The sequence below is a fragment of the Undibacterium sp. RuTC16W genome, assembly GCF_049339445.1.
Lineage (GTDB): Bacteria > Pseudomonadota > Gammaproteobacteria > Burkholderiales > Burkholderiaceae_D > Undibacterium.
On record NZ_JBMPPE010000007.1, the window covers coordinates 152,735 to 165,158 of the forward strand.

Sequence of the window (12,424 nt, forward strand, 5' to 3'; positions counted from 1 at the left end):
ATAAGGCGTAAAGCGGCCCCATATCAAGCAGAAAGCGGGTCATATCACTATGATCTGGCGCATATCAGGCTCAGATTACGACACCTAAAATAAGTGATGAGAAAAAAATCTGACCGAAGTTTGAGTTGAATTAAATTCCCTTTTTGGGAAAATCAAGCCGGATGATTGATTCACCAGATGCGAGTTTTTTGGGAATAGGCCGAAACGCATGTCCATAGACCACTTCCAGAGTCAAGGGAATTCGCCCATCTGCGCCGCGTGCGCGCGACAGGGCATCACTTAACCGCTGATGAGCAGCCCGTCCCAGTAAGCCCTGGCGACGTGTTAAGAGAGGATTGCCGCCCAAGGACTTCACATCGGCAAACAATTGCTCCACTCCTTGATAAGTCAGGGTAATTTTTTCCATATCCATCACGGGAGTAGAAAATCCAGCATTTACCAGCATATCGCCAAAGTCATGCATATCGACAAAAGGCAAGGTATGAGGCAAGTCATCGATCTCGGAGAAAGCCCGGCGCAACTCCACCAGAGTATCTGGCCCAAAGCAGGAAAACATTAGCAAACCCTCTGTACGCAAGACTCTGCGCCACTCAGCAAAGACCAGATCTGGCTGAGGATGCCAGTGCAAGGCAAGATTTGACCAGACCATATCGATCGAGCTTGTGGCGATTGGCAGTCGTGCAAAATCCGCACACAACAGACTGTCCGTATGACTTGCACGCAAACCCGCTGGCAGCCACTTACCCAAAAGACGTCCCACCGAGCTCTGCGCCGCGTCTCGCTTCTGCTGAGCTGAGCGCAACATCTGCTGCGAAGCATCCACGCCAAGCAGTTGCGCCTGGGGATATAAGCTCTGCATATGTACCAGATCTGCCGCTTCGCCACAACCAGCATCCAGCAAGCGGCTGGGCTGAATTTTGACTAACTCCAGCTTTTCACGCATGCGAACAGCAACCTCACGCCTTAAAAAATCAGATCCTTGCGTTTTCTCAGGATGTGAAAACAGGTGCCGTACACGTGACAAATCAATTGGGGCGCTCAACATGGCTTCGGAAGTTTATAGAATGCGATAATGTGCTGAGTTTACACGCTTGTCATCCACATCGCCGACCCTTGCATGCATTCCTCACGATTTAACCGACTTACTGCGTACTTGATGAAGACGGCAAAGCTACTGCCGTCTGCCTGCGTCTTATGTGGCAAGGGCAATGAAAACACCCTGTGTCCAGCTTGTCGTTTACAGTATTTTCAGGCAACACAAACCCGCTGCGTAATGTGTGCATTACCAATATTACAGAATATTCACGCCACGACACTCACCACAAAAACACTACTACGCTGCGGTGAATGTATCGCAAATCCTCCCAGCTTCGACCGTACAATCGTCGCATGCAACTATGTAGCACCGGCAGATCAATTAGTACTCGCCTTAAAATTCGCCCATCAATTAATGCTGGCACCGCTGCTATCCAACTTATTAAGAGACTCCATCTTAAACAGCCTGGATCATGCATTGCCCGATGTATTGACGACAGTTCCGCTAGGGGAAAAAAGATTACAGGAGCGGGGGTTTAATCAGGCAGTTGAGATAGGGCGACCTCTTTCCAAGCAGCTAGGCATTAAGTTTCAGGCTAATCTACTGGAGCGGACTAGAGAAACCCGCCAGCAAAGCAGCCTGCATCCGGATGAAAGACACAAAAATATGCGGCAGGCCTTTATCCCCAATGCCCATTTCATTGAGCAAATTAAAGGTCGTCATATCGGGATCGTCGACGACGTCATCACAACAGGTACCACCTTGAACGAAATGGCCATGACACTGAAACGTTTTGGCGCCATCCGCGTCAGCAACTATGTATTTGCCAGAACCATCCCTCACTAATATCATCGCACCATCGTGCATCATCGCGCACCACATCAGCTAAACAATTAAAGGAAATCACCTTGTTTCATGTCGTCTTAGTAGAACCTGAAATCCCCCCGAACACTGGGAACATTATCCGCCTCTGTGCCAACACAGGTGTACAGCTACATCTGATTGAACCGCTTGGTTTTCCGCTGGACGATAGCAAAATGAAACGCGCAGGTCTGGATTATCATGAATACGCCAATATGAAAGTGCATAAGAACTGGGACGCTTTCTTAGAACTGGAACAGCCAGATGCGAGCCGTATGTTTGCGCTCACCACACATGGCTCCTCGCGGTTTTCGGCAGCCAGTTTTATGCCGGGCGATTACTTTGTATTCGGTGCTGAAACACGCGGCTTACATCCTGACCTGAGAAACTCATTCCCCGAATCCCAACGCATACGCTTACCTATGCGACCGGATAATCGCAGCCTCAATCTATCCAATACAGTGGCAATCGTGGTGTATGAGGCATGGCGTCAGAACGATTTTATAGGCGGCGCTTAATTTGCCCTGATATTTATCAGGAACAGACTGAAAACAACTAAGTTAGATACTTTACGGAAAATTTCTCACATGAGCAGGACAAAGAGTTAATATTTAGTCATAACTGCTAGATTTTGCTGATATTCACATCGGATTTTCGTTGCGAATATCAATAGGCTCCAAACTAAAACTATTTAAGTACAAACAATCGTCTTCAATGTTCGACCTGATGGAATGGGGCTGATGAATTGAAAAATGTCGGTACATGGACCTGGTCCAAAGAATCCGGAGAATTCTACTGGTCACCACTGGTGTGCGCCATCTTTGGGTATGACCTCACAAAGACAAACTTATCAATAACAGAAGCCGCACGGATTTACCCCGCTCCCGCCTGGAAGCAACTGGATTCGGCAATCAAAGAATCTGTCTTAAAAAGTACTCCCTTTGATATCGAATTTCAACTCACTGGCGCTGATGGACGCAGCAAATGGATCAGGCAGCGTGGCATTGCTAACGATGTCATTGAAGGAAAAGAATTTGCCACCGGTGTCACGATCCGCGGCACCATAGAAGATATCAGCGCGATGAAGTCGATCACTCAAGGCTTTCAGTATGAGACAAAAAATCTTCTGAATCTGATCGACGCGCTTCCCTTCTGCATCTCCTATCTCGATACGAATTTCCGCTACCAGTTCATCAATCAAACGTATGTGAAATGGTTTGGTTTTGAAAAATCGGACGCAGTCGGCATGGAAATATCGTCCGTCATCGGTCTTGAAGCATTTGACAAAGTACGAGGATATATTGACCGCGCATTCGCTGGCGAGTATGTATCCTACGAAGCCCTGGTGCCGTATTTTGGCAACGCAGCGCGCCATATCGCAGCAGACCTCTATCCCGATTTTGGTGAAAATGGCGTACTGGGTTGCTATGCATTTATCCGGGATATTTCAGATCAAAAAAGAATCGAAGAACAACTGAAGACAAATGAAGAGCGATGGAAACTCGCGCTCGAAGCATCCGGAGATGGCGTCTGGGACTGGTATCCGCAAACCGGCATAGAAATACTCTCGCCCAGACTAAAAGAAATTTACGGCTACGATGACAAAGAAATTCCAGATCTGTCAGAAGAACTAGACCGGCGCACACACCCGGACGACCTGGCTCAGATGCACGCTGATCGTCAGGCACATTTTGAAGGTAAGACACCGATCTACATCAACGAACATCGGGTTCAATGCAAAGACGGTCGCTGGAAATGGATACTCACTCGAGGTACCGTTATCCAAAGGAACGAACAAGGTAAGCCTGTGCGTGTCATCGGAACACATACCGATATTTCAGAACGAAAACATGCCGAGGCCGCATTAAAAGAGAGTGAAGAACGATTAAGGATGACGCTCTCGGCTAGCCGACAAGGGCTTTATGATGTCAATGTTCAGACTGGCGCAGCGGTGGTGAATCAGGAATACGCCCAGATGCTGGGATATAAGCATGCTGATCTTTGCGAATCCCATCAAGCCTGGATAGAGCGCATGCATCCCGATGACGTTCCTGTCGCCACCAAAGCTTACAATGACTACACCCAGGGACGCACCCCAGCATACCGTGTCGAGTTCAGGCAAAAAACGGCCAGCGGAGACTGGCGCTGGATCCTTTCGGTCGGCGCGATTGTTGAACGAGACGAGTATGGTCAGCCACTACGCATGCTTGGTACGCATCTCGATATCGACGAACGAAAAAATGCAGAAAGCGTTATCTGGCAACAGGCACATATTGACACCCTGACCGGTCTGCCAAACCGCAGGATGTTTTATGACCGTCTGGAACAAGACATCAAAAAATCCAAACGCAACGGAAGAATGCTGGCCATCTTGTTTATCGACCTGGATCATTTTAAAGAGGTTAACGATACGCTCGGCCATTCCGTCGGAGACACTCTATTGATTGAAGCCGCGAACCGGCTACTAGGTTGCGTCAGAGAATCCGACACCGTGGCGCGCCTTGGTGGCGACGAGTTTACGATTGCGTTGCCTGGTCAGCATAACCCAGAACATGCCGAACAAATTGCGCAGACCGTCATCAATAAAATGACTAAGCCGTTTCAATTAGGAGAAGAAGAAATTTTTCTTTCCGCCAGCATCGGGATCAGCTTGTATCCAGATGATGCGGACAATCTTGATGATTTGCTCAGACACGCCGATCAGGCGATGTACGCGGCAAAAAATTCCGGTCGCAATCGCTTTCACTACTTCACACCGAGCATGCAAACGGCATCACTTGCTCGCCTCCGGCTGGGTAATGACTTACGTACGGCGCTTTCAGAAAATCAACTCTCAGTTCATTTCCAACCTATCATCTCTCTGGAGACCGGACAAATCCATAAAGCAGAAGCGCTGGTTCGCTGGCGTCACCCGCAACGTGGTTTTATCAGTCCGCTGGAATTCATTCCGATCGCAGAAAGTAGCGGACTGATTATAGAAATTGGCGATATCGTATTTCGAGAGGCTGCGCGCTGTACAGCAAAATGGCGACAGCGATTTCATGCCCAAAAAGATTTTCAGATTAGTGTCAATCAATCGCCTGTCGAATTTCAACGCGACACATCCAGGTATGTCAGCTGGGTCGATTATTTACATGAATTAGCGTTGCCGGGACAAGCAATCAGCGTAGAAATTACCGAAGGATTGCTACTCGATGCAAGTACTAAGGTTACGGATAAATTATTGCAGTTCCGTGATGCAGGGATTCAAGTGGCGCTGGACGATTTTGGTACGGGCTATTCGTCCCTGTCCTATTTGAAAAAATTTGACATCGACTACCTGAAAATCGATCAGTCGTTTGTTCGCAATATGACCCCCGGCTCCAGCGATTGCGCACTAGCGGAGGCAATCATAGTCATGGCACACAAACTAGGACTAAAGGTCATCGCAGAGGGAGTAGAAACCGAATTGCAGCGCGACTTATTAAAAAATGCCGGATGCGATTACGGACAAGGCTACTTGTTTTCTAAACCGGTGCCGCCGGATGAATTTGAACTGCTATTAGAGCGGGATAATTAAGGTCCCTTGATACGGCGGCGATTATGGCGATTATTTTGCCCGGACTTTCGCCAGTAATTTACTCGTTGAACGATCATGTTCAAAATCAATTGCTTTCACCTGCCCGCCATAAGCCAAAACCGCTTTTCCTTCAGGGATCGCCGCCATATCGTAGTCTCCGCCCTTCACATACAGATCTGGCCGTGCAAGCTCGACCATTTGTAAGGCTGTGTCCTCATCAAAATCGACAACCAGACTGACGGATTCCAGGGCGGCTAACACAGCCAATCTGTCTTCACAGCTATTGACCGGCCTGTCATCACCCTTGCCCAAGCGCTTCACAGAAGCATCGGTGTTCACTGCCACAACCAAAGATGCGCCTAAAGCGCGCGCCTGATCGAGGTAAGTGACATGCCCCCTGTGCAAAATATCAAAGACACCGTTCGTCATCACGACTGGCTTTGGCAAAGCCGCGATGCGCTCGCGCAAGTCGCTTGCTGTGCTTATTTTTTGTTCGAATGTGGTCATGATGTTTTGTAGTCCGAGCCAATTAAAAAAGCCGCAATCTGTTGCGGCTTTTTCATTGTAAACGAATTGCGAAACAATACGGATTCTATGCAGCACCTAAAATAACGGTATCTCCGGCTGCCAGTCTCTGCGTGACTTCTTTGCGATAGCGATTTAAATCCTGAACAGATTCAAAAGTACGGTCGAACAGCAAGGACATATTGTGCAAAATTCGTTCGATTACTTTTTTTTCCCAAACGCCGTCGAACTTAATCTGACCATCCAACCAGCGTTCCAGCCAATCAGGATCAGGCAGGCGACTTTGCACGGTATCTCTAGGAAACAGTGACTGATTTACATGCAGATTGGTCGGATGCAAGGGCTTTTCGGTACGGCGGGCAGACGCCATCAATACGCCGATCTTTGCAAACGCTGCGCGGGCAGTATCACCAGCCTCGCCTAGGGCCTTTTTCATATAGCGCAAGTAGGCGCCGCCATGACGCGCTTCATCCTGACTGATGATTTTATAAATCTGCTTAATCACAGGTTCGGTATGCCAGTCAGATGCGCAACGATACCAGTGATTCAAACGGATTTCGCCACAAAAATGCAGCATCAGAGTTTCCAGCGGTGGTGCCGGATCGAACTCAAAACGCACATTATCCAGCTCTTCTTCAGTAGGCACTAATTCAGGATGAAAGCGGCGCAGATACTCCATCAACACCAAAGAATGTTTTTGCTCTTCAAAAAACCAGATCGACATAAAAGCAGAAAAATCACTGTCACCACGGTTATCGCGCAAAAACATCTCTGTTGCGGGTAATGCGGACCATTCGGTGATCGCATTCATTTTGATCGTCTGCGCCTGCTCTGGCGTCAACTTCGACGCATCGTACTGATCCCAATTAATGTCCGTTTCCATATTCCATCGGACTTGCTCTAAGGATTTAAACAATTCTGGGTAAAGCATGATGACCTTTACAAAGTTAAAGCAAAAATAGAGTAGATTTTCTAATTTTACCAGACGGATGTGACCGCTTCACGACAAGCTCGATTTTGCCTGTTTTATATCTTGCTGCTAATTTGATAATTGGGGTTCAACCGCATTTTTTCAAATGCGATAAGATAGTTTTCAGGAGAAAAACGTTGAAATCCCCCCAAAACAAGGTCAAGGAAACCATCATGAGACAACTAATTCGTATTTTTTTGATGCTGAGCATAGGATTTATTGCAAATATAGCATCAACATCGAGTGCTTTTGCCGAAGACAAGACAAGTTGTCCCGCAGTCTTAAACCATAAATTTAAACGCTTACAAGACGAATCTGCACAAGACCTTTGTCAGTACGCAGGCAAAGTTACTTTGGTGGTGAACACGGCCAGTTACTGCGGATTCACCAGCCAATATCAGGGGCTGGAAGAGCTGCACGCCAAATACAATCCTAAAGGCCTGGTGGTATTAGGATTCCCGTCAAACGATTTTGGCCAGCAAGAACCAGGTAACGATAAGGAGATTGCCGACTTTTGCTTCAACACCTACGGGGTGAAATTTCCTATGTTCACCAAGACCTCAGTCAAAGGTAAAGAGGTGAATCCTCTGCATGCACAGTTAATCCAGGCAACCGGTACGACACCAAAATGGAATTTCTACAAATACCTGATTGACCGCAAAGGCAATGTGGTGGCGGCCTACTCCAGCACCACGACACCGGATGATAAAAAACTGGTCGCTGACATCGAAAAAGCACTAGCCCAATAAGGCAGCAGAAAACCAGACAAAGGGTGCGGATTACGCACCCTTTTTTTAAAACCGCAGCTCAGGATCTCCCCGGAATTCAGATCCTGGACATCCCCACTATCCAAAAAATTTTTTGTAATAGTTAAAAATAGTTGAATCCGATAGGCAACTTCAAACGAATAAGACATAAGAACATCGTTTCATTGCCAAAAATTTATTAACCCCTGCCCTCACAAAACAATATGAAAATTGCGGTCATCGGTTCCGGCATCTCCGGTCTCTCCTGTGCGTATCGCCTTTCACAGGCGCAATATGATGTCAGTCTGTTTGAGGCAAACGACTATTTCGGCGGCCATACTCACACCGTCGATGTCAGCCTGGACGGTCATACCTATGGTGTAGATACCGGTTTTTTAGTCTTCAACCACAAAACCTACCCAAATCTGGTCAACTTATTTAAAGAACTAGATATAGAAACGGCTGCGACCGATATGTCGTTTTCCGTCAAGATGCCGATAAACAACCGTAGTCTGGAATGGGCCGGCGCGAACCTGGATACCGTGTTTGCACAAAGACGCAATTTGTTCAGCCCAAGTTTTTTGGGTATGTTGCGCGATATTCTGCGCTTTAATCAGCAAACTACGGCACTCGCAAATTCGGAGAATGTCGCCGATCATGATTTTCAGTTGTCGCTGGGAAGCTTTCTCGACAAGCACCACTACGGACAGGCATTCCGCACCTGGTATTTGCTGCCGATGGCTGCCTGTATCTGGTCTTGTCCCACCGCGACCATGATGAGTTTTCCGTTGTCTTCCTTCGTCCGGTTTTGTCATAACCACGGGCTGTTGCAGGTCAATGACCGTCCTCGCTGGCAAACCGTCAAAGGCGGGGCACGTCACTATGTGGAAAAAATCCTCAAGCTGATTCCGAAAAAATATCTGAACACGCCCGTTCTTTCCATCCATAGAACACCGAGACACACCGTCCAGTTAATGACCAAAGACGGCATCCAGGAATTTGATCAGGTGGTACTTGCGACACACAGCGATCAGAGCCTCGCGATGCTCAGCGATGCATCGCGCGATGAACAAGCTATTTTGTCGGCAGTCACGTATCAGCCAAACAAGGCTGTCCTGCATACCGATGCCTCTTTCTTGCCGGAGAAAAAGAAAGCCTGGTCTGCCTGGAATTACCAAAGCGAGAGCGGTAATGAAGCAAAGGTCTGCGTCCACTACCTGATTAACCAATTGCAGCCACTACCGTTCAGTACGCCTGTCATCGTCAGCCTGAATCCGATTGACGCTCCTGCGCCGTCATCCGTGCTAGCAAGTTTCGACTACGCCCATCCCGTTTTTGATCAAAAAGCAATCGCCGCACAAAACCGACTGCATCAGATACAAGGCAAAAACGGCGTCTGGTTTGCCGGTGCCTGGACCGGTTATGGCTTTCATGAGGATGGCCTGAAATCTGGTCTGGCAGTTGCAGAGCAAGTACAAAACCTGGATCAACAAGCAGCACGTGCAGCCTAAAATGAGATCGACCATGACAGCAATACGTTTATGCACCGGCGAGGTCAGACATCATCGCCTGCGTCCTGCTGTGAACCGCTTTACTTATGGTGTGTTCTTCATTCGTGTGAACTTGCGTGGCATCGCCAATCAGGCACCAGAACCCTCATGTTTCGGATTTTCACATAACCGGTTTAATTTGCTGTCTTTCTTCGACAAAGATCATGGCGATGGTCAGCAAACGCCTCTTGCCTGGGTAGAAAATTTACTACTCTCTGAAGGCATCACTGATGCGGATGGCGAGATCACGCTGCAATGTTTTCCGCGGGTTTTCGGTTATGTATTTAACCCTGTGTCTTTCTGGTTCTGCCATCGTCAGGACGGCGAATTGCGTGCCGTTGTTTGCGAGGTTCGCAATACCTTCGGGGAAAAACACATCTACCTGCTAGAGACGGGCGATATACAGCACTACGGACAAGAGTTAAGTGCAAAAAAAATCTTCCATGTTTCACCGTTTTGCGCGATCGAAGGCCAATATCGCTTTCGCTTCATGCGTACATCACGCGACATCGGAGAACAGCATCGGACTCAGCACGTCGCCCGCATCGAGTACGACGATGATGCAGGCCCGCTGCTGCTGACGAGCATTGCCGGTGGCGAGCAGAACATGACTGCAGCAAGTATTGCCAGAGTCATGCTGCGTTATCCCCTGATGACATTCGGCGTGGTCGTCCGCATCCATTTACAAGCGCTGTACCTCTGGTTCAAGCGCGTACCTTTTTTTTCCAAACCACTCCCACCAGCTAACGAGGTCAGTCGATGAGTAGTCTGCATCCCACCATCCATTCCCATCAGGAACAAAGCACGCCTTTAAATACGGCGCAGTTCCCGGCTGAAGCTAAATTCGTGCTGAGCCTGCTGCATAAGCTGGAGAATGCCAACCTGACGATACAATTTCCCGATGGTCAGGAAGGCCATTTTGGTGATCACAATCATAGCCCGGTCAGGATGGTGCTGAATAACTGGCAACTCTGCCGCTCAGTGCTCAAATCAGGAGATATCGGCTTTGCAGAAAGCTATATCGAAGGTCACTGGACAACCAGTCAGCTACCTGCCCTAATCGAACTGATCTCCCGTAACCGTCAGCAACTCGAATCCGTGATTTACGGCACCTGGTGGGGCAATTTGTTATATCGGATTAAGCATCTGTTGAACCGTAATTCACGTGCTGGCAGTAAAAAAAATATCCACGCCCATTACGACATCGGCAATGATTTTTACCGTTTGTGGCTGGATCCTTCAATGACCTACTCCAGTGCGCTGTTCTCTGGAGATAAAGTCGAGACTTTGCATGATGCGCAGCTGGCAAAGTACCGTCGTATCCTGCAACAGCTCGCGGTTCATCCGCACGATAACATTCTGGAAATCGGTTGTGGCTGGGGTGGCTTTGCAGAAATCGCCAGCACCGAAGCGTTCGCGCATGTGACGGGGCTGACGCTCTCCACTGAGCAATTGCACTTTGCCCAGGAACGCCTGCAAAAAGCGGGCTTGCATGAAAAGAGCAAGCTACAGATTCAGGACTATCGTGACGCTCATGGCAGCTACGACGCCATTGCGTCTATAGAGATGTTTGAAGCCGTCGGTGAAGCTTACTGGCCTAGCTATTTTGAATGCATCAGCCGTAACTTAAAACAAGGCGGCAGAGCATGTGTGCAAAGTATCGTGATCGCCGATGAATTATTTGAGCGCTATCGCAAAGGCACCGACTTTATCCAGCAGTATATTTTTCCTGGAGGGATGTTGCCATCGATACAGGTGTTCAAAGAATATGCGAAACAGCATGGCTTGCAGGTGGTCGATACCTTCACCTTCGGCCTCGACTATGCACGCACCTTGCAGGAATGGAGAAATGCATTCATGGCGACACTGCCAGAAATCATGGCGCAAGGATTCGACCAGGAATTTATCCGCACCTGGGAGTTTTATCTCGCCTATTGCGAAGCGGGCTTCCGCGCGCATAGCATCGATGTCGCGCAATTCACCCTGATCAAATCATGATGTTGTTCAGCTTAGCTTGGCGCACCCTCTGTATCAGCGCCATGTTGTGGTGTATGTGGAGTGTTACACCTGCGTTTGCCAGCAGTGACAAAGCAAGGACTAACGCTCACATCCAGCAAGAACTGGGGCAGGCCAAACCCTTAGGCAAGGGCACGTTTCGCTGGTTTGGTATTGCTGTGTATGACGCTCAGTTATGGGTAGGCAAAGATGGTTATCTGCCCGAATCCAACGGTCAGCTCGGCCGTCAGCCTGTTGCACTGGATCTGACTTACGCCCGCAATCTGATTGGTGCAAAAATTGCCGAAGCCAGCATTGAAGAAATCCAGAAACTCAAGCTCGGTAGTGAGGAGCAAAGAAAAACCTGGCTGACGCAGATGACGAAACTGTTTCCTGATGTCAAAGAAGGCAATCACATCACGGGGATCTTCCTGCCGGGTCTCACCGCACGTTTTTATCTCGACGGAAAATTATTGGGAGAAATCAAGGATCCGGAATTTGCTCATGCCTTCTTCTCCATCTGGCTGGACCAAAAAACCTCAGCCCCGGGCCTGCGCCAGAAGTTATTGGAAATCGGCTCCCAATAAACTGTCTTAACACCGCCTCACCTACAAGCAAGGACAAGATCATGAAGCCTTTTATACTGATGCGCGGTATTGCCGTGTTTGTTGCCACACTCTTACTGAGCTCCTGCGCCAGCACGAATGATCCGAAGTTATATGCAGCAGAAAAGCCCGCACTCGAATTGCCGCAATTTTTTAACGGCACGATCGATGCGTGGGGAATGTTTCAGGACCGCTCTGGCAAAATTATCAAACGATTTACCGTCGTCATGCGCTGTGAATGGCAGGGCGATACTGGCACACTGGATGAAGATTTTACTTACTCAGACGGCACTCGCCAGAAACGCATCTGGACCTTGAAGAAAACGAGTGCAGACAACTTCACCGGCACCGCTCCCGATGTCATTGGTGAAGCGCAAGGCGTTGTATCAGGCAATACCCTGCACTGGAATTATGTGCTGGCATTGCCAGTCGACGGAAGAGTCATTCATGTTGATTTTGATGACTGGATGGTGCTGATGGATGACAAGCTCATGCTGAATCGTGCCATCATGAGTAAATACGGCATAGAACTTGGCAGTGTGACCTTGTCCTTTACCAAGCGGAGCAGCAAGTAATC

General features: G+C 48.5%; 12 protein-coding genes. 9 read left to right on the top strand and 3 right to left on the bottom strand.

What is annotated here, in order from left to right:
* Positions 1-130 precede the first annotated feature (130 nt).
* The gene (locus ACO0K4_RS14705; RefSeq protein ID WP_422957386.1) at positions 131-1,045 is read right to left on the bottom strand and encodes a methyltransferase domain-containing protein; all 915 of its coding nucleotides are present in this window, start codon (positions 1,043-1,045) and stop codon (positions 131-133) included.
* A 111-nt stretch (positions 1,046-1,156) separates the two neighbouring features.
* Between ACO0K4_RS14705 and ACO0K4_RS14710 the strand changes: the two genes are divergently transcribed.
* The 3 genes from ACO0K4_RS14710 (at position 1,157) to ACO0K4_RS14720 (ending at position 5,456) form a co-directional block, all read left to right on the top strand.
* Positions 1,157-1,882, top strand: coding sequence for a ComF family protein (locus ACO0K4_RS14710; protein ID WP_422957387.1), 726 nt, complete (start codon positions 1,157-1,159; stop codon positions 1,880-1,882).
* A 62-nt stretch (positions 1,883-1,944) separates the two neighbouring features.
* On the top strand, positions 1,945-2,415 hold the full coding sequence (gene trmL / locus ACO0K4_RS14715) for a tRNA (uridine(34)/cytosine(34)/5-carboxymethylaminomethyluridine(34)-2'-O)-methyltransferase TrmL (RefSeq protein ID WP_422957388.1): 471 nt from the start codon (positions 1,945-1,947) through the stop codon (positions 2,413-2,415).
* 227 nt (positions 2,416-2,642) lie between these two features.
* A complete protein-coding gene (locus ACO0K4_RS14720; protein ID WP_422957389.1) occupies positions 2,643-5,456 on the top strand; it encodes an EAL domain-containing protein in 2,814 nt (937 codons plus the stop codon).
* Between the two features lie 30 nt (positions 5,457-5,486).
* On the opposite strand, the gene rfaE2 is transcribed toward ACO0K4_RS14720, so the two are convergent.
* Both rfaE2 and ACO0K4_RS14730 read right to left on the bottom strand, forming a co-directional pair.
* Positions 5,487-5,963: a D-glycero-beta-D-manno-heptose 1-phosphate adenylyltransferase gene (gene rfaE2, locus ACO0K4_RS14725; protein ID WP_422957390.1), complete on the bottom strand. Its 477-nt coding sequence runs from the start codon at positions 5,961-5,963 to the stop codon at positions 5,487-5,489.
* Between the two features lie 85 nt (positions 5,964-6,048).
* Positions 6,049-6,912 (bottom strand): ferritin-like domain-containing protein, encoded by an 864-nt coding sequence (locus ACO0K4_RS14730; protein WP_422957391.1) that lies wholly within the window; start codon positions 6,910-6,912, stop codon positions 6,049-6,051.
* A gap of 212 nt (positions 6,913-7,124) precedes the next feature.
* Between ACO0K4_RS14730 and ACO0K4_RS14735 the strand changes: the two genes are divergently transcribed.
* The 6 genes from ACO0K4_RS14735 to ACO0K4_RS14760 all read left to right on the top strand — a co-directional run bounded on the left by ACO0K4_RS14735 (position 7,125) and on the right by ACO0K4_RS14760 (position 12,422).
* The gene (locus ACO0K4_RS14735; RefSeq protein WP_422957392.1) at positions 7,125-7,700 is read left to right on the top strand and encodes a glutathione peroxidase; all 576 of its coding nucleotides are present in this window, start codon (positions 7,125-7,127) and stop codon (positions 7,698-7,700) included.
* 221 nt (positions 7,701-7,921) lie between these two features.
* Positions 7,922-9,208, top strand: coding sequence for an NAD(P)/FAD-dependent oxidoreductase (locus ACO0K4_RS14740; protein ID WP_422957393.1), 1,287 nt, complete (start codon positions 7,922-7,924; stop codon positions 9,206-9,208).
* A 13-nt stretch (positions 9,209-9,221) separates the two neighbouring features.
* Positions 9,222-10,010 (top strand): DUF1365 domain-containing protein, encoded by a 789-nt coding sequence (locus tag ACO0K4_RS14745; protein ID WP_422957394.1) that lies wholly within the window; start codon positions 9,222-9,224, stop codon positions 10,008-10,010.
* On the top strand, positions 10,007-11,245 hold the full coding sequence (locus ACO0K4_RS14750; RefSeq protein WP_422957395.1) for a class I SAM-dependent methyltransferase: 1,239 nt from the start codon (positions 10,007-10,009) through the stop codon (positions 11,243-11,245). The genes ACO0K4_RS14745 and ACO0K4_RS14750 overlap by 4 nt, the downstream gene beginning before the upstream one ends.
* Positions 11,242-11,829: a chalcone isomerase family protein gene (locus ACO0K4_RS14755; protein WP_422957396.1), complete on the top strand. Its 588-nt coding sequence runs from the start codon at positions 11,242-11,244 to the stop codon at positions 11,827-11,829. Before ACO0K4_RS14750 ends, ACO0K4_RS14755 begins: the two co-directional genes overlap by 4 nt.
* Before the next feature lie 41 nt (positions 11,830-11,870).
* Complete coding sequence (locus ACO0K4_RS14760) at positions 11,871-12,422, top strand: DUF3833 domain-containing protein (protein ID WP_422957397.1); 552 nt, start codon at positions 11,871-11,873, stop codon at positions 12,420-12,422.
* Positions 12,423-12,424 lie beyond the last annotated feature (2 nt).

Excerpts from the sequence above, each read along its gene's own strand:
- ACO0K4_RS14755 (WP_422957396.1), top strand. The coding sequence starts at position 11,242 with ATGATGTTGTTCAGCTTAGCTTGGCGCACCCTCTGTATCAGCGCCATG.
- ACO0K4_RS14745 (WP_422957394.1), top strand. The coding sequence starts at position 9,222 with ATGACAGCAATACGTTTATGCACCGGCGAGGTCAGACATCATCGCCTG.
- ACO0K4_RS14750 (WP_422957395.1), top strand. The coding sequence starts at position 10,007 with ATGAGTAGTCTGCATCCCACCATCCATTCCCATCAGGAACAAAGCACG.
- rfaE2 (WP_422957390.1), bottom strand. The coding sequence starts at position 5,963 with ATGACCACATTCGAACAAAAAATAAGCACAGCAAGCGACTTGCGCGAG.
- ACO0K4_RS14760 (WP_422957397.1), top strand. The coding sequence starts at position 11,871 with ATGAAGCCTTTTATACTGATGCGCGGTATTGCCGTGTTTGTTGCCACA.
- ACO0K4_RS14730 (WP_422957391.1), bottom strand. The coding sequence starts at position 6,912 with ATGCTTTACCCAGAATTGTTTAAATCCTTAGAGCAAGTCCGATGGAAT.
- ACO0K4_RS14740 (WP_422957393.1), top strand. The coding sequence starts at position 7,922 with ATGAAAATTGCGGTCATCGGTTCCGGCATCTCCGGTCTCTCCTGTGCG.
- ACO0K4_RS14705 (WP_422957386.1), bottom strand. The coding sequence starts at position 1,045 with ATGTTGAGCGCCCCAATTGATTTGTCACGTGTACGGCACCTGTTTTCA.
- ACO0K4_RS14710 (WP_422957387.1), top strand. The coding sequence starts at position 1,157 with ATGAAGACGGCAAAGCTACTGCCGTCTGCCTGCGTCTTATGTGGCAAG.
- ACO0K4_RS14735 (WP_422957392.1), top strand. The coding sequence starts at position 7,125 with ATGAGACAACTAATTCGTATTTTTTTGATGCTGAGCATAGGATTTATT.